This window comes from Microcoleus sp. Pol11C2, assembly GCF_036701505.1.
Taxonomy (GTDB): Bacteria; Cyanobacteriota; Cyanobacteriia; order Cyanobacteriales; family Microcoleaceae; genus Microcoleus.
This window is the reverse complement of sequence record NZ_JAUBQX010000041.1, coordinates 1-21,595: the sequence shown is the minus strand read 5'-3', so window position 1 is coordinate 21,595 and position 21,595 is coordinate 1. Positions and strand designations below refer to the sequence as shown.

At 47.2% G+C, this 21,595-nt stretch carries 15 protein-coding genes and 1 pseudogene; 8 read left to right on the top strand and 8 right to left on the bottom strand.

Annotation, left to right across the window (positions count from 1 at the left end; translation table 11 throughout):
* Nucleotides 1-44: 44 nt before the first annotated feature.
* Nucleotides 45-590 (bottom strand): RNA 2'-phosphotransferase, encoded by a 546-nt coding sequence (locus QUA42_RS20555; protein WP_333139599.1) that lies wholly within the window; start codon nt 588-590, stop codon nt 45-47.
* Between the two features lie 326 nt (nt 591-916).
* Nucleotides 917-1,600: a class I SAM-dependent methyltransferase gene (locus QUA42_RS20550; protein ID WP_333139597.1), complete on the bottom strand. Its 684-nt coding sequence runs from the start codon at nt 1,598-1,600 to the stop codon at nt 917-919.
* A 612-nt stretch (nt 1,601-2,212) separates the two neighbouring features.
* On the opposite strand from QUA42_RS20550, the gene QUA42_RS20545 reads away from it, so the two are divergent.
* The 7 genes from QUA42_RS20545 to QUA42_RS20520 all read left to right on the top strand — a co-directional run bounded on the left by QUA42_RS20545 (nt 2,213) and on the right by QUA42_RS20520 (nt 10,878).
* Nucleotides 2,213-4,987 carry a diguanylate cyclase gene (locus QUA42_RS20545; protein WP_333139649.1) on the top strand — a complete coding sequence of 925 codons (2,775 nt, stop codon included), beginning with the start codon at nt 2,213-2,215 and terminating at the stop codon, nt 4,985-4,987.
* 147 nt (nt 4,988-5,134) lie between these two features.
* Nucleotides 5,135-5,728: a Uma2 family endonuclease gene (locus QUA42_RS20540; protein ID WP_333139594.1), complete on the top strand. Its 594-nt coding sequence runs from the start codon at nt 5,135-5,137 to the stop codon at nt 5,726-5,728.
* A gap of 43 nt (nt 5,729-5,771) precedes the next feature.
* The gene (locus QUA42_RS20535; protein WP_333139592.1) at nt 5,772-7,523 is read left to right on the top strand and encodes a leucine-rich repeat domain-containing protein; all 1,752 of its coding nucleotides are present in this window, start codon (nt 5,772-5,774) and stop codon (nt 7,521-7,523) included.
* Between the two features lie 415 nt (nt 7,524-7,938).
* The gene (locus QUA42_RS20530; protein ID WP_333139590.1) at nt 7,939-8,232 is read left to right on the top strand and encodes a hypothetical protein; all 294 of its coding nucleotides are present in this window, start codon (nt 7,939-7,941) and stop codon (nt 8,230-8,232) included.
* A complete protein-coding gene (locus tag QUA42_RS27855; protein WP_445301348.1) occupies nt 8,219-8,428 on the top strand; it encodes a hypothetical protein in 210 nt (69 codons plus the stop codon). The genes QUA42_RS20530 and QUA42_RS27855 overlap by 14 nt, the downstream gene beginning before the upstream one ends.
* A complete protein-coding gene (locus QUA42_RS20525) occupies nt 8,361-8,996 on the top strand; it encodes a DUF6745 domain-containing protein (RefSeq protein ID WP_445301347.1) in 636 nt (211 codons plus the stop codon). Before QUA42_RS27855 ends, QUA42_RS20525 begins: the two co-directional genes overlap by 68 nt.
* A gap of 115 nt (nt 8,997-9,111) precedes the next feature.
* Entirely contained in the window at nt 9,112-10,878 is a 1,767-nt protein-coding gene (locus tag QUA42_RS20520; protein ID WP_333139588.1) for a leucine-rich repeat domain-containing protein, read from the top strand.
* Between the two features lie 728 nt (nt 10,879-11,606).
* Here QUA42_RS20520 and QUA42_RS20515 read toward each other — a convergent pair.
* The 5 genes from QUA42_RS20515 to QUA42_RS20495 all read right to left on the bottom strand — a co-directional run bounded on the left by QUA42_RS20515 (nt 11,607) and on the right by QUA42_RS20495 (nt 20,730).
* On the bottom strand, nt 11,607-12,452 hold the full coding sequence (locus tag QUA42_RS20515; protein WP_333139585.1) for a nitrate ABC transporter ATP-binding protein: 846 nt from the start codon (nt 12,450-12,452) through the stop codon (nt 11,607-11,609).
* Nucleotides 12,453-12,646: 194 nt separating this feature from the next.
* A complete protein-coding gene (locus QUA42_RS20510; protein ID WP_333139583.1) occupies nt 12,647-14,647 on the bottom strand; it encodes a nitrate ABC transporter ATP-binding protein in 2,001 nt (666 codons plus the stop codon).
* 264 nt (nt 14,648-14,911) lie between these two features.
* Entirely contained in the window at nt 14,912-15,757 is an 846-nt protein-coding gene (gene ntrB / locus QUA42_RS20505) for a nitrate ABC transporter permease (RefSeq protein WP_333139581.1), read from the bottom strand.
* A gap of 64 nt (nt 15,758-15,821) precedes the next feature.
* Nucleotides 15,822-17,216 (bottom strand): CmpA/NrtA family ABC transporter substrate-binding protein, encoded by a 1,395-nt coding sequence (locus tag QUA42_RS20500; protein WP_333139579.1) that lies wholly within the window; start codon nt 17,214-17,216, stop codon nt 15,822-15,824.
* A 748-nt stretch (nt 17,217-17,964) separates the two neighbouring features.
* A complete protein-coding gene (locus tag QUA42_RS20495) occupies nt 17,965-20,730 on the bottom strand; it encodes an HAD-IC family P-type ATPase (protein WP_333139576.1) in 2,766 nt (921 codons plus the stop codon).
* A 417-nt stretch (nt 20,731-21,147) separates the two neighbouring features.
* On the opposite strand from QUA42_RS20495, the gene QUA42_RS20490 reads away from it, so the two are divergent.
* Nucleotides 21,148-21,333 (top strand): hypothetical protein, encoded by a 186-nt coding sequence (locus QUA42_RS20490; protein WP_333139575.1) that lies wholly within the window; start codon nt 21,148-21,150, stop codon nt 21,331-21,333.
* Between the two features lie 81 nt (nt 21,334-21,414).
* Here QUA42_RS20490 and QUA42_RS20485 read toward each other — a convergent pair.
* A pseudogene (locus QUA42_RS20485) lies at nt 21,415-21,595 on the bottom strand (chemotaxis protein); the annotation flags it as partial.

Below are 21,595 nucleotides of genomic sequence, written 5' to 3'. Positions count from 1 at the left end.
TTACAGTTTTTGTGGTACACATTCTACAAAAAAACTGAAATTTATCAACTTCTTTTGAGATAAGCGGGCGGCACAAAATCTACTAACCAAACTTTGTTTTCCGAGCAGTAAAATGTATGACCATCGCGTTGCATAGCTGCGGCATCTACAGTAAAGACTGCCGGGATGCCATGTCTTGCACCTACTTGGCGCGCCGTCTGGATATTCACGGACAAATGAACATGATGCCGCGACATTTTCCTAATTCCTTGACTGAGAATAGACTCGACGGCAGTGCTACCTGTTCCGTGATATAAAATATGCGGGGGAACAGCGGGTTCTAACTGCAAGTCAACCTCTACGGTATGTCCTTGGTTGGCACGAATTAGAGTCCCTGTGGAGTCAAATGAAAAGCGCTGTTTGTCGTTTTGCGCGACTACTTTTTTGAGTTCTGCAAGCTGAACAGGAAAGTTATTTTTTTTGCACGCATCGAGGAGTTCGCTAACAGGAACCCAGCCACCTGGAACGAGTTCAATGCCGATGCGCCAGGGGGCGTGACGCAGGTGTTTGCTGAGATATCGGCTGATTTTGACTAATCGAGAATCGTTCATAATTTTACTTTATTTATTCAGATTTTAAATCACCTTTTACAAAATGTCAGTTGCGGGTTATATCGTCGGGTGGGGGCGGGTTTATTGAATATGTTTGCACTGCCAGAGGGTTCTTGAGTGAACCCGCTCTTACAGGTTTTCGGAAAATGATTCCTGGACGTAGAAAAGGGTCTTACTCGCGACTTACTTATAGCGGGAAAGCTCGCCCTTAAGTACCTACATAATTAGGTTCTGCTTCGGGGACTCAAAAAGTGTTTGAGCGGCGATTTTTCACGAGCTTTATTTTTTTATAATTAGCAAAAACTCGGCATTCTGTCTAATGCCTTCTACCTTGGGATAACTCCGCCAAAAATAGCAAAGTTGAGATAGCACCAGTGACATCCTACGTCGGCAAAACCAGCTTCTGCAAGCCACTTTGTCTGCTCTTCCACAGAGGAGGGAATATCTTCTTCTTGATATTTTTGAAACCAGGCTGCATCGTCCTCTCCGTTAGCTTTCATGTACTGCCGCCACAACTGTTCGTATTGCTCAGTCAGCCGGGGAGTAGCACCTGTCACAATATCTCGAATTAGCAAAATTCCCCCGGGATTCATCGAGTGGAAAAGTTTGTGAAATAGCTGTTGTTTGCCTGGGCTGTTGAGGTGGTGGATTGCCAAGCCTGAAACTACCAAATCGTAACCGCTGCCGAAATCATCTTCGGCAAAGTTTCCTTGCTGCAAGGTCAGCCGTTCTCGGAAAGCGGACAAGTTAGTTTGGCAAGTTTTCAGCATATTTTGGGCCATGTCAAACGCTAGGACTTTTGCTTGAGGAAATGCTGACAGAATCACAGCCGACAGTATGCCAGTTCCCGCGCCTAAATCCAGAACTTTTATGTTACCCTTAGTTTCAGAAGGGATTAACTGCAATATTACATCGTGTTGCTCGCCATAGCGCGGAATGAGGCGGGGAATTAAGCCGTCATAATCAAAGGCTCTTCGTTCAAATTGCTCGCGTACAGCGTCTAAATTCACAGACGATTTTCCTCAAATTGTTAATAGTTGAGTGCGTCAAGGCAGTTTGCCGGTTCTCTTCTCGGAAACCATATTACATTTGATAATACAAAAAATATACAGAGCTGTCAAGATGTTGAAGAAAATAATTTAAAAGAAGTTACGGACGATCGCCCGACACGGACTTTGTGCGCCCCAACAGACTCGTGATTTGGGAACTGTCTAGCCCTGCACATATATCTCCTTCAGTGCAGATGAGGCAGATTGTTACAGACCCGAAAGCCTGCTGAAGACAAGACTTTGTGCCAGATAGTAGGAGTAATTGTGAGAAAAAAGTTGACGGTTATGATACCTGTTTCAAACAAGAATGCAACTGTCGGTGTGTGATCGACACCATAAATTTCTCAGTAATTCCCCCTAGTAAAAGAGAAAAGATAAAAGATAAAAAGGAATCAGCCAGCAGCCGATGATCGGCTAGATATGAAAAAATCAGTCCTCAGATTGACAAACTTTAGGCAACTATAAACAAAAATTGAGTTGACTCCCGAGTGGATGTGGTACCTGCCAATTTTTCAGGAAGATTAAGAGATACAAAATATTACACCCGCCGGTGCGGGAAAGAAAATTGTGATAATGAATCAGGATGCGAGTAGATTAGGTGTCAGCCGTCAGGGGAAAATAGAAGCAATGGAAATCCAACAACGGAGTAAGGATAAGCCCGATCGCCAGCAACACAACGCGCCCGATCGGATCGGTCAATTTTCTACGACAAAAGAACTAGATTGGTCGCTACAAGAATGTTTAGATTTTAAAAGAGCGATCGACCGATCGACACTGGCGCTGAGGACTGATGCGCGAGGAATTATCAACTATGCCAGTGAACAAGTTTGCTCCATCTCCAACTATTCCCAGGCCGAACTAATCGGCAGCCACTTCGGCATCCTCCATTCGGAATATAAATCTTCGGAATTAATCAAAAATCTGCTGTCAACTGTTGCCAAAGGTGAAGTTTGGCAAGGAGACATTAAGAATAAAGCCAAGAATGGAACTGATTATTGGGTGTACGCAACAGTAGTTCCACTGTTGGACTGTAAGGGAAAACCGTGTCAGTATTTGGCGATCGGATTCGACATCACCGATCGCAAAGCGGTTGAAGCAGCTCAAGCCGAAGCCAACCGCGCAAAAGACGAATTTCTGGCGATCGCCTCCCACGAACTGCGATCGCCCCTGAGCGCGATTTTGGGATGGGCGCAGCTAGCGCGATCGCGCAATTTAAACGAAGCCACCACCAGCCGCGCTTTGGAAATCATCGAGCGCAACGCCAAATTACAAAACCGACAAATAGACAATCTCCTCGACCTCTCGCGGTTGCTGCGGGGGAAAGTGTGCCTCAACATCAGCCCAGTTCACCTCCCGTCTATCATAGAATCTGCGATCGACACCCTCCGTCCCGCCGCCGATGCTAAAAACCTCCGCCTAGAAAAACATTTCGACCCCGCCGTCAGCTACGTTTTGGCAGATGCAGAACGGTTGCAGCAAGTAGTCTGGAACCTCTTGGCCAACGCCATCAAATTCACCCCAGAATCGACACCATACCCAGTTCAAGTGCGGATCAAGCCTACTGAGTCGGGCGTGTTGATTCGGGTCACCGACAGCGGTTGCGGCATCGACCCCAAATTTCTGCCGCACATCTTTGACTACTTCCGCCCTGCAGACAGCTTCCAGAACAAGGAACAAAATCGGCTTGGGCTCGGGCTCTCAATTGTGCGACAGTTGGTGGAACTGCACGGGGGAAGTGTTTGGGCTTCGAGTCCCGGCCTCGGTCAGGGGGCGACCTTTGGGGTACTGCTACCGAGCGCCAACAAAAATGCACCCGACGATCGCACTGCTGCGATCGCCCAAAAGGGAAGCAAACCCGGATCGGTTTCCAAACCCCTAGCGGGAAAGGAAGTCCTGGTGGTGGAAAGCAGCGCCGAAATCCGGCAATTTCTCAAAACTGGCCTCGAAGCATTTGGAGCCAAGGTAATAGCGGTGGGTAGCGCCTGCGAAGCGATGGCCGAGTTGCAAGAGTCGAGACCCGACGTGTTGGTGAGCGATATGACGGTATCGGGAGCCGACGGCTGCGATTTGATCCGCCGCATCAGAGCAATGGAAATGTCCGAGCACAGAGAACTGCTGCCGGCCGTGGCGCTGACGGGAGGCATTGAGGAAGAAGATTCGGCCGAAGCGCTGGAGGCGGGGTTTCAGAGGCATTTGTCGAAGCCGGTGGAAGCGAATCAGTTGGTGAGCGCGATCGCCCAATTGGCTGGACTGACGGGGTTCGGCTCTGGAGAGTGGGGTTCGGGAAATGTCCGGGCGACCACACCCCAGGCTGCGCTGCCGAAACCTAACAGTTTTGACGACAAAAATCATCTGGAAGAATTAACAAGTGACAGTCGAGAATTACCGCTGTTGCTGGTAGTAGAAGACAACAATTTTCTGCTGGCTTACCTCCAAACTTTATTAAATCCCTACTATCGAGTCGCCGTCGCGAGTGACGGGGTTGAAGGTTTAGAAAAAGCCAAAAATTTGCAGCCGAATTTGATTGTTAGTGACCAAGTTATGCCCAGACAAAACGGGCTGGATTTGCTCAAGGAGATTCGGAACACGCCAGAATTGAAATCTACTCCGGTAATCTTTTTGACAGCCCGATCGGGGATGGAATCTCGGATCGAAAGTTTGGATGCGGGTGCTGATGATTATATTTCAAAGCCTTTTGACGATAGGGAATTGCTCGCGAGGGTGAGAAATTTGTTGCGCTCGCACTCAGCCGAACAGCAGTTGGCGGAACTCAACCGTCAGTTGCTGCAGCAGAAACAGCAGTTAGAAACAGTGAATCGAGCCTTGCATTATTTGGCAAATTACGACAGTTTGACTGAGGTAAGAAACCGCCACTCTTTTAATGAATACCTTGATACGGAATGGCGGCGTTTGGCGAGGGAAGAAGCACCGCTGTCTTTAATTATGTGCGACATTGATTATTTCAAACTTTACAACGACACTTATGGTCACCAAGCGGGAGATGAATGTTTGCGGCAAGTGGCGGCGGTGATCCAGCATTCGGTAAAGCGAGCGGCAGATTTAGTCGCGCGTTACGGTGGAGAAGAATTTGTAGTAGTTTTGCCGAATACGGATATTGAAGGTGCGACTTGCGTAGCTGAAATGATCGCACAACAGGTGCGGGGTTTGCACATAGCTCACGCTAAGTCTGCTGTCAGCGAATATGTGACGCTGAGTTTGGGTGTAGCTTGCTGCATTCCGGAAACTAAGTCGCAGCCGGGGGAGCTAATTGCGATGGCCGATGAGTCGCTTTATCGGGCGAAAGAAGCAGGGCGCGATCGCGTTTCGGTTGCCACATTTCAAGGATAATATAATAGTTAAATCAACTTGTATGCTGCGTCAAATATCGATCCTTTCGATTTAAACAGGTTTTTGGGATCAGACGCAACATACAAATGTGCTGGCAAACTTGGGTGAATTCAAATTGCTATAAATATAGTTAAAGAAGGTCGTGCCATGACTGCAACCTTAGACAAACCAAAAAACCAGCGTTTAATTCACTCCGGGATTGATTGGCAACAATTTAAGCTAATCGAGCAGGGGTTTTCTGATTCCCCCGGCCTCCGACTTTTTTATTTCAAAGGTCAGGTAGAAATCTTGGCAGTTTCCCAAGAACATGAAGTCTTCAGCGGTGTCATCGTCCTGCGGGTGGGTACGTATTTTGTAGAAAAAGAAATCGATTTTACTCCCACAGGAAGCTTTACGCAGGAAAAAGAAGGAAAAGCCTCCGCACAAGCAGACCAATCTTACTTAATTGGCAAAGCATTGGGAGGCATTGCAGACCTTTCGATCGAAGTTGTATTTACTAGCGGCAACGAAAGCAAGTTGAATCCTTACCAAGCCTTGGGAGTCCCCGAAGTTTGGTTTTGGGAGGATGGAGTATTTGGCCTGTATCATTTGCGATCGCACGGATATGAAAAAATTGACCAAAGGGAAGTTCTGCCCGGTTTAGACATCAACCTGCTGTCTCGCTGCTTGCTGATGGCTTCTAGGGTTGAAGCAGTTAAGGAGTTTCGGCGCGGGATTTCTGCGGTTGAGAGGAAAAGTTGACAAAAACTTCTCATTTTCGTAATAAATTTAAAATAATATTGCCATGTCAAAACAACAGCCAAATCCCGCAGAATTTAGCAGCTTTGCCGACTGGTGCTTGCACAAAGACAGCCTTTCAAAAGAAGTAAGACATACAGTTGAGGTGCTGTTAGAATGCACGGGCATTTCTTACATTATTAATGAAGCGATAGGGATAGTGTCAAGTAGGGAGTATCTGGAGCTGTACGGCAATCAAATATCAGACATCACACCCCTGCAATCTCTGACTAATTTGACTGAGCTGGATCTGGACAGCAATCAAATATCAGACATCACACCCCTGCAATCTCTGACTAATTTGACTTGTCTGAATCTGCGCGACAATCAAAGATCAGACATCACACCCCTGCAATCTCTGACTAATTTGACTGAGCTGGGTCTGGGCGACAATCAAATATCAGACATCACGCCTCTGCAATCTCTGACTAATTTGACTGAGCTGGATCTGGGCGACAATCAAATATCAGACATCACGCCTCTGCAATCTCTAACTAATTTGACTTGTCTGAATCTGGGCGACAATCAAATATCAGACATCACGCCTCTGCAATCTCTGACTAATTTGACTAAGCTGTATCTGTACAGCAATCAAATATCAGACATCACGCCTCTGCAATCTCTGACTAATTTGACTTGTCTGTATCTGTACAGCAATCAAATATCAGACATCACACCCCTGCAATCTCTGACTAATTTGATATATCTGAATGTAAACTTTATCGCTGAAAAGAAGGCTCTCATCGAAGCGTGTCGTCAAAAGTGGGGAACTCTCGCCAACTCTAGCAAACCCATCTCTCACCCCAAAGCCACAGCCGCCCTTAAAGCTGCCTACGAGGCTATCGGTTTAGAAGCCCCAGAAATAACTTTTTGCAGTAGCCCCAAGGGAGGGTTAACACAAAGACAAATGCTGAAAATAGCGAAGGAAACAGAGTTGAGAAAGCGAGTTGACAAACTGGTAAAAAATGCGCTGCACCCATTTCACTTAATAACAGAATTGCGGCAGGAACTTTCGGAATTAATTATATGGGAGGAACAGCTAAAACAACAATTGAATAAAGAATTATCCGGCTATGGGAACTACTTAAGGTTGATAGTTACTCCGAAATATGTGCTTGAGGCTCTCACTCTTGCTGAATTCTGTGTTTCTGCCTCGGGCATTGTACTCGAACCAGAGGCACAAAAAGCTTTTGAATGCCTGAAACAGATTTTAGTAGAATGTGGCTGGATTTTGACCTGTGAGAATGTTTGCTATGTGTGCTCGCGCCCAACCAAACTCTCCTTCGACAGCCAAAATCGCCTCCACGCAGAAGGCGAAAGCGCGATCGAATTTAGCGACGGTTACAAACTCTATTCCTACCACGGCGTCACCTTGCCCGAAAAATACGGACAAGTTCACCCCAGTCAATGGCAACCTACCTGGATTTTAGAAGAAGACAATGCCGAACTCAGGCGAGTCTTAATTCAGGGAATTGGTTATGCTAGAATTTGCCAAGAATTGCAAGCCACAGAATTAGATTGCTGGCAAGAATACACGCTGCTCAGAATTGATGCTGATATTGATGGCTTTGATCCTGATGATTTCAAGGGGGATGATGATGTTCCTGAAAAAGAGCCAATTTACTTGTTAAAAATGACTTGTCCGAGCACGGAATTCATTCACGCTTTGCGGGTTCCACCTGAGATGCAATCTGCAAGGGAAGCGATTCGCTGGGTGAATTGGGATGTCGATTATGAGGATTTTTCGGTGCAAACTTGAAGTTTTGGGTGATAATAGTCGGCGGTTAAAACCCCGATTCAAATTAACCGCAATATTTGTAGGGGCGGGTTCACCAACAATCTCCAACTCCCACCGACAATCTACATCAACCCGCCCCCACCCAGGCGACTGTTTCCGATCGCACTTTTACCCTCAAACATAACGCCTGTCAGTGCAGCAAACAGTTATCGAATATAGTTTGTCGATCGCCCTTGACGCTCCTGTATTACCAATGTAGTATAAGAAAGTGGTAGAAAAGATCGATCGACACTACCAGTCTCGGACGCATCAACATCAAAGAAACCGGGTTTTTTATCGAGATTAAGGACTCTAATCGAGTATTTTTGTAAAAAACCCGGTTTCTGACCACCCGTGCGTCCAAGACTAATCAGCAAACAAAATTTAGAAAAAACCTATGCAACCCATCCGACAAGGCGACGTAATTCTCACCCCCGTAACGAAAATCGAAGGAGAAAAAAAACCTCACCTAACTCTAGCCGAAGGTGAAGTCACCGGACATTCTCACCAGATTATTGAGGGACAAGCTGAACTTTACGAAAAAGACGGCACTCTGTACTTGCGGGTGCTTTCACCGACAGCTTTATTGAGTCACGAAGAACACCATGCGATCGCAATTCCCGAGGGTAATTGGATGGTGCGAATTCAGCGCGAATATGAGCCGCAAGGTTGGAGGTATGTCGCAGACTAAGGTTAAAAAACTGACGCCTGAACAAGCAGCTTTGATTCCAGTTTATCCGGAAAAGTGGAGAGCGATTTCGCTTTCCACTGGCCCGATAAATCGCTCGCAAGCTGCGGAAACCATAAAATCGGCTTACAGTGCGATCGGCAAAAAAGCACCGGAAATCATTTGGCAGTCTGTTGGATTTTTGGATTTCGGTTCTTAATTTACCTCATTCCTACGGCAGAAATTGGATTGTTTTTAAATCCATTGTCCGGGATTGCGGCTTGATTTATCCCTATGAAAAAGTTTGCATTATCTGCGAAAAGCCGATCGCACTTTCTGCAGACAGCAACTACCGCTTGCACGCCGAAGGAACACCAGCGGTACAATTTGCCGGCGGTGTTTCGATTTACGCCTATCACGGCGTGATTTTGCCCGAATGGTACGGTAGCCTGCACCCGCACCAGTGGCAGTCTAAGGGGGTGTTGAAGGAACAGAATGCAGAAGTTCGGCGCGGGTTAATTCAGGGAATTACTTACGATCGCATTTGTCAAGAATTAGAGGTGACAGAATTAGATTGTTGGCAGGAGTACACTTTATTAAGCATCGAGTTTGACGATGGTTTTTATCAGGTGGGTAATGCAAAGCCAGTTTATTTGTTAAAAATGACTTGTCCGAGGACGGGACACATTCACGCTTTGCGAGTGCCGCCTGATGTGCGATCGGCTAAAGAAGCAATTCGCTGGGTAAATTGGGACATAGACTCAGAGGAGTTTTCCGTGCAAACCTGAAGATTTTTCATTGCCACACAGGCCGCCAGGGGTTGAAACCCCTGACGGACTGACGGACTGACCGACTGCCGGACTGCAGGAGTGACATTTTACCAAACTTGAGTAGAAATTTATTATGCCAGAACCACAAGCAAACCAACCAATTAATTTCAGTAGCTTTGCCGATTGGTGCTTGCACTTTGACAGCCTGTCACAAGCAGCAAGACATACAGTTGAGGTGCTATTAAAGTGTGCTGGCACTTCAGATATTGATGAAGCGAACGGGATACTGTCAAGCAGGAATAAGCTGACTATTTCTCGCAATCAAATATCAGACATCACACCTCTACAATCTCTGACTCATTTGACTCATTTGTATCTGTACAACCATCAAATATCAGACATTACGCCCCTGCAATCTCTGACTCATTTGAAGACGCTGGATCTGCACGACAATCAAATATCAGATATCACACCCCTGCAATCTTTGACTAATTTGACCAGTCTGAATTTGTCCAACAATCAAATATCAGATATCAGCTTCCTGCAATCTCTGACTAATCTGACCGAGCTGGATCTGCGCGGCAATCAAATATCAGACTACACACCGCTGCTATCTCTGACTAATTTGACTGAGCTGGATCTGCACAACCATCAAATATCAGACATAACACCCCTGCAATTTCTGACTCATTTGAAGACGCTGGATCTGCGCGACAATCAAATATCAGATATCACACCCCTGCAATCTCTGACTCATTTGAAGAAGCTGGATCTGCACAACAATCAAATATCAGACATCCGACCCCTGCAATCTCTGGCTCATTTGAAGACGCTGGATCTGCGCGACAATCAAATATCAGACCACACACCGCTGCTATCTCTGACTAATGTGACCGAGCTAAAATTAAGTATTACACCCGAACATAAAACACTTATCGAAGCCGGCCGTCACAAGTGGGAAACTCTCGCAAAACCTACCCAACTCATAGAGAGTAAAAAAGCAGCAGCAGCCGTTAAAGCCGCTTACAATGCCCTCGGTTTTGGAGTACCAGAAATCCTTTTTTGTAATAGTCCAACAGAAGCATTATCACAATTTAAACTGAAAACATACGAGGATGAGATTTGGCGCGATGGACTTGAACAACAGGTGATAAATGCGCTGCACCCCTTAATATTAAGTATAAAATTGCGGCGCCAATTTTCTGAAGGGCCGATCGTATGGGAGGAACAGGTATGCCGAAAAATGAAAAGAGACTTGTCCTATTGGAATCGTTCAAGTGCGACAGTTACTCGGACATACCTGGTTGATGCTCTCGCTCTTATTGATTTCTATATTTTTTCCTTGGGCATTGTTTTCAGACCAGAGTTCCTCAAAGTTGTTGAATCCATGAAGCAGCTTTTAGCAGAATGTGGCTGGATTTTTATGTTTCATAATGTCTGTTATGTTTGCTCGCGCCCCACCCAACTTTACCTCGACAGTGAATACCGCCTTCACGCAGAAGGAGAATCGGCGATTGCATTTGCTGACGGCTACAGTTTATACTTTCACCACGGCGTAATATTACCCAAAAAATACGGAAAAGTACACCCGGATTTGTGGCAAGCAGAATGGCTGTTATCGGAATCAAATGCCGAACTGCGTCGAGTATTAATTGAGAGGATTGGTTACGATCGCATTTGCCAACAATTGCAAGCAGTAGAATTAGATAGTTGGCAAGAATACACGCTATTAAAAATCGATAACGCCGATGTCGAGCCGATTTATTTGTTAAAAATGACTTGTCCGAGCACTGGACACATTCACGCTTTGCGAGTGCCGCCTGATGTGACATCTGCTAAAGAGGCAATTCGCTGGGTAAATTGGGATATTGACCCAGAGGAGTTTTCCGTGCAAACCTGAGTAACAATAGTCCGGACAGTTTTCCATCACTAACGGCAGAATGCGGGTTTGGGACTTCTCAGTGTGGTCAAATGCTAACGGTAGAATGAGGGTTTGGGTCTCTGTCTCAAAAACTGTCCGGAGTATTGGAGTAATACAAATTTAAAAAAGTCTTGCTACAATCATTAGTCTTATACCAATTGTTAAAAGTCACCGAGTCCCGCCCCGGACTTAGGCTAAACCGTTTCCCTACCCGATCGTCTGTACTTCACTCAACTGAAAACCGCTATTTTGACAAAAACATTAATTCATCAAACACTAATCAACGTCCCACTATGTGCCAGTTCCAAGGGTGGAATGCACCAACCACCGATCACCCACAAACGGTTAATAACATCAAGAAGAAGCCCACCCTCGATCGAAGGTGGGCTCTGTTCATGCCAGCTTACCGACAGCTAGGCAATCGGGTCTCTTGGCTGGTAGACGTAAAATATCGGAAAAAGATCCGAACGTCCGAAAAAACTTCTCGTCCACCATTAAGCTTCAGTTTACCCAACCCGATCGGGAAAATTGCGCCCGCAGCGATGTTCCCCTGACATCGGGGAACACTGGGGCTTAAACTTTTCAATAGACTTCTGTAAAAAAGCTCGTCTTGGGCCGACAGGATGCCCAACCCCTACTCCGCACAAGAATTAAACTTGTTCGAGAAGTCTCATAATTCTCCTGTTTAACTTTGATTTCCCAACCGATTAGGCATCGTGATCGTGTGCAAAGCGACGGAACAGGAAATCTAGGGCGTAGTTCCGCAAATTGTAGTATTCCGGATCTTCCATCATTTGAACCCGATCGCGCGGACGCGGGAAAGGAATCTCCAAAACTTCGCCAATTGTCGCTGACGGGCCATTAGTCATCATCACCAGTCGATCGGCCAAAAACAGCGCTTCATCAATATCGTGAGTAATCATCAACACCGTACAGCGGTGATCGTTCCAGATTTTCAGCAACTCTTCTTGCAATTCCTCCTTAGTAATTGCGTCCAGAGCACCAAAAGGTTCGTCTAAAATCAGCACTTTCGGGCGAATTGCCAAGGCGCGGGCGATCGAAACTCGCTGCTTCATCCCCCCCGAAATTTGCGGCGGTCTTTTCTCAGCAGCTTCTGTCAATCCCACCATCGCCAAATGCTCTTTGACGATCGCATTTTTTTCGACCTTAGACTTATTCGGAAATACAGAATTAACCGCCAGATAAACATTTTCAAAAACCGTCCGCCAAGGCAGCAAAGCGTAACCCTGAAACACCACCATGCGATCGGGGCCCGGCTTCGTAATCCGCTGCCCATTAATCGTCACGGTGCCCTGGCTCGGATGGCTAAAACCCGACACCATATTTAACAGTGTTGATTTGCCGCAGCCCGAGTGTCCGATCAGAGTAATAAACTCTCCCTCCGCTACATTTAGATTGACGTTTTCTAAAGCCCTGTAACCATTTGGATATTCTTTGTAAACATTGTCCATCACCAAAAAAGGCTGGCGGCGGCCTTTTCCCCCCTGGATTTGAGTTTTGGTATTCGTCTGGTTGTTAGTGGTGTTGAGCATGGGTTTAGGAAATTGTGAGTGGGTGATTTGCCAATATAAGAAGGAAGTTAGGCAACTGATTTAACGGATGTCACGGAGGTCATAAAGAAGGAATTACTAACTAGCAATTAGCAGTTGAAAATTAACAATTAACAGCTAAAAATAATCAACTAACAATTAGCAATTCCCCTTTTTTTATCGAAATTAAAACCGTTCTAAGCAGCTCGGCGGCCGGAATCGAGTACAACTTCAGCCATCGTGAAATCGCGTTTAATCGCCAGATTGTTGAGATAGCCGATCGGATCGTCAGCATTAAACACCGAGCCGTCAAACAAGCTGAGAGAACCGCGAGTGTAATTAATATCAGCCATCCCCAGCTCTCGCGCCGCCGTGCTGAACGCACCGACTCGCACCACCCGTTCCAGAATTTCCACCCAGTTGCGCGGGAACACAGTATCGCCCCAGCGCGCCATCTGCACCATGTGCCACAGTTGTTCGGTGCGGCTTGGGCGATTCACCCCCTCTCCAGAAAACAAGTGGTGGGCGTATTCCCGCATCGGAGTATCGAGGTTGCAAGCAACTGATTGCGGGTCGCCGAGTTGGATGTAACTCTTATCAGTAGCGACGTACTCCCTTCCCGCGACTATTTCCGAAACCTCGGCGGCGTGATTTGGATCGGCGCAATACTGGCAAGCTTCCAGCAAAGCTTTGACTAGAGCAATGTGAGTGTTGGGATAAGCATTTGCCCAGTCTTCCCGAACTCCGAGAATTTTCCCGGGGTGTCCGGGCCACAGTTCCAAATCTGTCGCCACCGTAAAGCCGACTCCTTCCATTGAGGCCCGCAAGTTCCAAGGTTCGCCGACGCAGAAACCGTCAATAGTGCCGCCCTGCAAGTCAACGATCATCTGAGCCGGTGGGATATTTTTCAGCAACACATCGCGATCCGGGTCAATGCCACCGGAAGCCAGCCAGTAACGCAGCAGCAGGTTGTGCATCGAAGAAGGGTGCACGATGCCCATACGGTGCGTTTGCGCGGGCGTTCTCTGGAGCATTTTTTTAAAGTCTGCCAGAGTGTAGATCCCTTGGTCGTAAAACCGCCTCGCGAGGGTAATTCCGTTGCCATTGCGGCTCATGGTGAGGGCTGTAACCGTCGGAATCGGCTTCTCTTGGTGGCCTCCCAAGCTCAACCACACCGCCATCCCAGAGGGCATTTGAGCTGCGTCTAAGTAACCTGCGGCGATGCCGTCTACGATGCCGCGCCAGCTTGTTTCCCGCACGAGGTGGACTTCATCTAGGCCGTGCTTGGCAAAAAAGCCTTTTTCTTTGGCGACAGCGAGGGGAGCACAGGCTGCCAGCGGAATAAAGCCGAGTTCGAGGTTGACTTTTTCTAGGCCGTGGCGGGCGATCGCGGGTACTTTCCGCGCCCGCAGTTTTTTGACGCGCTTCTGCTGGTTGAGGAAGTAAATCATTTCGCTACGTAGAGCGTAGTAGCTGGGGTGTGAGACTACTTCCATCCGTTTGCGGGGGCGGGGGATGTCTACTTCGAGAATGCCGCCAATTTTCGATTCTGGGCCGTTGGTGAGCATGACGATGCGATCGCTCAGCAACACGGCCTCATCCACATCGTGCGTTACCATCAGGGCGCTGATTTCGTACTCTTGGCAAATTTCCATCAACTTTTCTTGCAAGTTGCCGCGAGTCAAAGCATCCAAAGCGCCGAAGGGTTCGTCTAAGAGTAACAGTTTGGGGCGCAGGGCCAGAGCACGGGCGATCGCCACGCGCTGTTTTTGTCCGCCCGACAGCAGTGCGGGTTGCTTCTCGGCGTGGGGCGTCAAGCCCACCATGTCGATGTGTTTTTGAATGATTTCGAGGCGTTCGGCTTTGGGTAAGCCGCTCATTACCGAGTCTACGGCTAGGGTAATGTTTTCTCTGACCGTCCGCCAAGGTAGCAAGGAATAGTTTTGGAATACTACCATGCGATCGGGACCTGGCTGGGTAATTCTTTGTCCTTCTATTGTCACCAATCCTTCTGTTGGCAGATCCAAACCTGCCACCATATTTAGTAGCGTAGATTTACCGCAGCCTGAGTGTCCTATCAAGGAGATAAATTCTCCTTTTTTAATTTCTAAGTCGATGCCTTTGAGGGCTATGTATGTGCCGCCGTCTGTTAAATTAAATACTTTTCCGACTTGTTCTACTGCAATCAAAACAGACATGATTTTCTTGCCTTTTTTGTAGGTTTGTTATTTCGTTAGATATTGATTGTTGACTGTTGACTGTTCGCTGTTTGCTGTTGATATATAACAGCTAATAGTTAATACATTCCTGGATGCCTAAAACTGGGCTTTGAACTAACCAAAATACTTTTTTTAATCCCTCAACAAGAGTTTAAAAAACAGGTTTCTGAGCCTCGAAGTTCGTAATTCCTGTAACAGTCAACCGTCAACAGTCAACCGTCAACCGTTAACCCATCGAATTAGCTACTTTCCTTGAGGGGGAGCAATCTTTTGCTGCAACCAAGCCATCATGCGATCGAGCAACAAACCAACAGCCCCAATGTAGAACACCGCTAACAGAATTTCGCTGATGTAGTTTTGCTGGTAAGCATTCCAAATAAAGAAGCCGATACCCGTAATCCCAGACATCACGATTTCCGCTGCAATAATCGCCAGCCAAGCCAAACCGATCGCAATTCTCAATCCTGTGAAGATATAAGGAAGCGCCGACGGAAACAAGATGTTGATGTAATATTCCTGACGAGAAAGTTGCAGCACTTTCGCCACGTTGTTGTAATCGTCGGGAATTTGGCGAACACCTTCAGCCGTGTTGATCAAAATCGGCCAAACGGAAGTGATAAAAATCACGAACAAAGCAGCAGGTTCGTTTTGTTGCAGTGCAGCCAGGGCAATGGGCACCCAAGCCAGAGGTGCAACCATCCGCAAAAACTGAAAAATTGGGTCTAAAGCCTTGTTCAGAAGCGGATTTGTACCTACCAAAACACCCCCAGCAATTCCCACAGCAGCGGCTAGAGTGTAGCCTTTTGCCACCCGTTCCAAACTAGCCAAAGTTTGCCAAAACAAGCCGATTCCGTAGGTTTTGGAATTCATGAAAGGATACAGCAACAATATCCGCGTCCGTTCGTCAGTCCAAACACTGATCGGTCCCGGCAGTTTGATCAGTCCCGTGCTCGACAGGAATTGCCAAACTAACAGAAATCCAATTACCCCCAAAATTGGCGGCAAGATATTCGGGGAATTCTTCTTCCAAAACTCGCCAAATGCTCCTGGGACATCGACTCCGCCTCTCCGATTTGTGCTGACAGCCATCTTGGTAATCTCCTATGTTCCTGCTATTTTTTTCGAGACTAAATTATGCGAAGCTAAGACCCCATCACACTTTTTTAATTGCTAAACTCTTGAGGTAAGCTTCTGGCTGAGCCGGATTAAATTCTGTACCGTCAAAGAACTTCTCAACGCCCCGAGACGTATTTTTCGGAATGTCAGCATCAGCAACTCCGGCTAATTTTGCTGCGGCTTTCCACAAATCTTCGCGGTTGACTTTATCGATAATTGCCTTAGAATCTGCCACGGTTTTTGTTGGCAGGAAACCCCAGCGCACGCTTTCGGTTAAGAACCACAAATCGTGACTCTTATAAGGATAGGAAACGTTGCCGAGATCGTCTTTCCAGTACAGCGGACTCATCTTGAAATCGTCGATCTCTGGTTGACCGTCACCCATCATGTACTTGCCCTGGTAGGGAGGTGTCAAAACTGCCGGAGGTACGTCAAAGAAGTTTCTGCCCGAAGTAATGGCAACTAATTCGGGGCGATTTTCAGGTTTGTCGCACCACTGCTGGGCTTCGATCAGTCCTGCGAGTAAGGCTTCGGTGGCTTTCGGGTGTTTGTCTACCCAGTCGCCACGAAGAGCGAGATATTCCTCGGGGTGATCTTTCCAGATTTGGCCCGTGAGGGCGGACATAAAGCCGATGTCCTCTGTGACGATCCGCAGGGGCCAGGGGTCGCCGGTACTGAAACCGTCCATGCTTCCGGTTTTCATGTTGGCGACGGTTTGCGCTGACGGTACTGTTAGCAACTCGGCTTCTGTGTCGGGATTGATGCCGTTAGCTGCTAGCCAGTAGCGAATCCACAAGTCTTGATTGGCTTTGGGGAAGGTGTAGGCTGCTTTGAAGGGCGTGCCTGCTTGTTTGAGGCCTTTGATGTAGTCTTGGGCTGCTTGATCTAGTTTGAGCCCGATGCCTTTGCCTTTGTGTTTTCCGGCGATCGCAATTCCATTTCCTTGAGTGTTCAACTGCGCTAGAACATACATCGGGATTTGGACGCTGTTTTTGGTAATCAACCCTTGACTAATTTGATAAGGCATGGGCATTTGCCACTGGCCACCGTCAATGCCACCGCCTGCTGATCCGATTTCTAGGTTATCTCTAGCGGAACCCCAGTTGGCTTGCTTGGCAATCGTGACTTCGGTCATGCCGTATTTGGCAAAAAAGCCTTTTTCTTGGGCAATAATTAAAGGTGCTGCTTCGACGATCGGGATATATCCCAATGTGATTTTAGTGCTTTCAATTCCTTCGACTCTTTTCTCGTTGGCAACAGCCACTACTGAGGTAGCTGCGGGTATCGCGCCGTCAGCACCGGCAGTTGCACCGGGTTCTGGGGGATTTCCCAAACAACCTTTGAGCAGTATTGAACCCAGGGCAGATGCACCTGCTGTAACGATAAATTTACGCCGAGAAAGCGCAGAAAATTGATCTGAAAATCTTGTCATAGCCTAGCCTCGCTGCAATTCATAATCTTCTGTAACAACATTCACTGAAGTTTATCCATGCGCTTTTTTTCTGTTCGCTAATTGGGTTGAGCGAACTGTTTTGAGCGCAGGTTGGCAGGAGGGAGAAAAAGATTTATCGCTAGTATAAGTCTTTAAACTATCCCTGCTGATTTGACTTGTTTGATTAATATCGATATTTCGATCGGCCCAGTTGTATGAACTCACTTTTTGCGAGCCGCACGTTTCCTTGGCTTCGTTATTAGCTTACCGTACTCTTGCGGAAATTATAAAACAATTATTAAATTCGATTGATAAGTAAATCTTTTATGACGGCGCTCTCGATAAGGAGCCGTTGGGAAGAGCGATCGGGTTTGCTTATCAAAACTGGTTCAATCCAAGACTTGCTGGTTAAAGGTTGTAGCGAATGGTGATCGGCGGAAATTCAAATCTATTGTCAATAAGTTGCAAACATCGCAGTGAGTACACATTTACTTTGTTAATATATATATTGTTTTTTCAAGTTAATTGTAGTCTACTATACAGAAATAATGAACATTTTACGAAACTGCTGTTTTAAAAAGGTTAAGTAGTTTTGATTGGTGGGCTAAAATTGGCACTTAATCGTAAGTAATTTACCGGATATGATATGACGTGGGCTTTCAGGTTCGATTTCTGTAAAACAGAGAAACCCGGTTTCTTCAAGAAACCGGGTTTCTGAACAGCCTAATGGCTGTACCTACAAGTTCGATTAGTTGGGCGGGTCAAAGCGGTTGACCCAGAGAGCAACACCGATCATCGGTAGGGCTACGCCGAAGCAAATCAGCCACTGATCCAAGTTCATTGGAGCCGTCTCAAATATGCGATTGACAAACGGAGAATTAGCAAAGATTATCTGCAAAATCACCGCCAGGACAATTCCCACACCGAGGGCGGGAGCGCCACTAACTTCTTCCTTAGAACCGCTAAACTTAGCAATCAAAGAAGGCAACAACTGGCTGAGACTCAACAGGTAAAAAATTCTCCCCATTACCAAAGCTTGAATCGCCATCGTGCGGGCCAGTGCCAAAGTTCCCCAATCCGCTTGGCGCACCCATTCAAACATTCCGAAAATCAGAGTCCAGTTGTAAAGAGAAATAGCGATGATCCGCTTGATCCGATTTCCGGTGAGGAAAGCTTCGTTTACCGGTCGGGGCTGCTGTTTCATGACTCCCGCTGACTTGGGCTCGAAAGCCAGAGGCACTGTCATGGTGATCGAGTTGAGCATATTCAGCCAGAGAATTTGTAGCGACAAAATCGGCAATTCTCGACCTAGGAGCGTGCTGAGCAAAATTGTCATCGATTCTCCGCCGTTGACTGGGAGAATGAAGCTAATTGCTTTGAGCAGATTTTTGTAAACAGATCGCCCTTCTTCAACCGCAGATTCGATCGACGCAAAGTTATCATCGGTAAGAATCATGTCGGCGGCTTCCTTAGAAACCTCCGTACCGCTGCCCATCGCAATGCCGATATCCGCTTGTTTGAGGGCTGGCGCGTCGTTAACGCCGTCTCCCGTCATCGCCACGATTTCGCCTTTTTGCTGCAAAGCTTCTACGAGGCGGAGTTTTTGTTCTGGGGCGACGCGGGCAAAAACTGAGCCGGCTTCTACGGCTTCGCCGAGTTCCTGCTTGCTCATTTCGGCTAGTTGAGCGCCGGTGTAGGCTACAAGTTCTCTGTGGTGTTTAGTTTTGCGGAATCCCATGCGGCGGGCGATCGCCTTGGCTGTAGCGATGTGGTCGCCGGTAATCATTTTGACTTGGATGCCGGCGGTTTGACAAGCTTGGACGGCTGCGATCGCTTCTGCCCGCGGCGGGTCAATCATGCCTTGCAGTCCCAAGAAAACCAGGCCTGACTCCAAATCCGAGTGATCGACGGAATTTTGGTTTTGGGGTACTGCCTTTTTCGCTAAAGCCAAGACGCGCAAGCCTTGCTTTGCCATTTCATCGACTTGGTGGTGAATTTGTGCGCGATCGACTTCTACCGGATTTCCTTGAGTGTCGAGACTGGAACCGCAGCGGCCGAGAATTGATTCTACGGAACCTTTGACGTACAAAATTTTGCCACTGGGAGTTCGGTGCAGCGTCGCCATGTATTGAAACTGAGATTCAAAGGGAATTGAATCCAGCCGCTGCATTGACTTGGACAAAATTTGCTGGCTCAAATCAGCTTTTTTGCCTGCAGCAATTAACGCTCCTTCTGTCGGATCTCCGACGACAATCCAATTATCGTCTTTGAATTCCAGGTGAGAGTCGTTGCAAAGGAGTCCAGCTTGCAAACATTCTTGCAAAGTTGGAGTTTGGCTGACAGTAATTGGCAGTTGGTTGAGTTGAATTTCACCTTCGGGGCTGTATCCCGTACCCGTAACCGAGTAGGATTCGCCACCAGAATAGATTTCTTGCACCGTCATTTGGTTTTCCGTCAAGGTTCCGGTTTTGTCGGAACAGATGACTGTAGCGCCGCCGAGGGTTTCCACTGCGGGCAATTTGCGGACGATCGCGTGGCGATTTGCCATCCGAGAAACGCCTACGGCTAGGGTGACTGTGATGACGGCGGGTAAGCCTTCGGGAATTGCGCCGACAATCAGGGCGACAGCGGGTTCGACGGCTTCTTTAAAGGCTGAAACCCCCGCAGGGACTGGCCGCCCCAATCTGACGGCGAAGGTCAAGGTTGCCATTCCCAACACGAATAACAGCCAGTTTTGACTGAATTGGTTGAATTTGCGGGTTAAGGGGGTGGTGAGGTCGATGTGGCGATCTAATAGTTGGGAGATTTTGCCGGTTTCGGTTTTATTGGCGATCGCAATTACGATGCCGCTAGCTTGGCCAAAAGTGACAAAACTGCCGGCATAGGCCATGTTATCCCGTTCTGCTAGCGGCGTTTCTTTTGGTAAAACTATGTCTCCAGATTGTCCTAATTCTTTTTCGACAGCTACTGATTCCCCGGTGAGTCCCGATTCGTCAATTTGCAAGTCGCGCACTTTCACTAAGCGCAAGTCTGCCGGTACTTTGTCGCCGGAAGTCAGGATTACTAAGTCGCCGACTACGAGTTCTTTGGAGGGAATTCTTAATTTTTTGCCGCCCCGAATGACTGTGGCTTCGGTGGTGACAGCTTGGGCTAGGGCTTCAATTTTTTTCTCGGCTCCAGCTTCTTGGATGAAACTAATAGTAGCGTTGGTGGTTGTTACGCCCCAAATTACGCTAGCGTTTAGCCATTCTCCAATCACTGCTTTGATTAAACCTGCACTCAGCAAGATGATCAGGAGGGGTTGGTTAAATTGCAGGATAAATTTTAACCAGGCTGGTTTCCCTGCTTTAACCGTTAGTTCGTTGGGCCCGAATTTCTGTTGGCGATGGTTGGCTTCTGTCGGTTCTAAACCGCTTTCCAGGTTGGTTTCTAAGATAGTTGCAACCTTGGATATTTCTAGGTAGTGCCAATATTGCTCTGCTACGTCTACATCGTTGGCGGATCTTGATGGCATGATTCTTCCTGAATATTTGGGGTGTCTGACGAGCTTTGATCGCTCCTTAATAGGCACGCTCAATACAACTCACCGCTCGTTGGAGCGTGAATATATTGAGCGGCTTAATTGTTGGTTGATTACTTTAACGGGCTGTGACTTACATCTATATTACAACGGATGTGGCCGTTTGTGGCAAGAGATTTTGGGGATTTTTTCCCGTGCTAAATCTTGTTTGGGACTTGGTGGCTAAAGTGGGGGAAAGTCGATAAAATCCCTTGACATTTTGCCAATTTTATGTGTGGTTGAAGAAAGAGGGAAGAAGGCAGGAGGCAAAAGAAAAATGCTGCCATTCTCCCACTCTCCTCCTCCTCCTCCGCTTCCCCACGGACGATCGCATAAATGTTAAAACCCTAGTTTAAGCAACAAAATTTTGAGTTGACGGAAATACTTGTGAAGCTGGTGCTGGGTTCGGTACTGTTAGCCTGGGGAATGGGGTTGGGGCGGGTGTTAGTTCGATCGTCCGTTACAAAAGAGGATTTGTTTAAGGGCAGAAATTCCCTCCCCCTGGCTTTGGCGATGCACTCGCCTGCGATCGTTTTGACTTGGATGCCGCAGGTTTGACAAGCTGGGAGGACTGCCAGCTCAATTCATGACTCAATGCTATCAATTGCTAGTCTCTTAGTCCAAAACACTGAGCACCCTTTAGACAATTGAATTGAGATTGTGGGCTGCATCGTTCAATTGTTGAGTGCCTACTTTGGTTTGACTAATACCACTAGCTGTTTCTTTTGCCGCTAGGTTGAGGTTGTTCATCGCCTCCACTACTTGTTTAATAGCAACTGCTTGTTGTTGAGCCGTTAGAGAAATTTGTTGATTGTTCAAT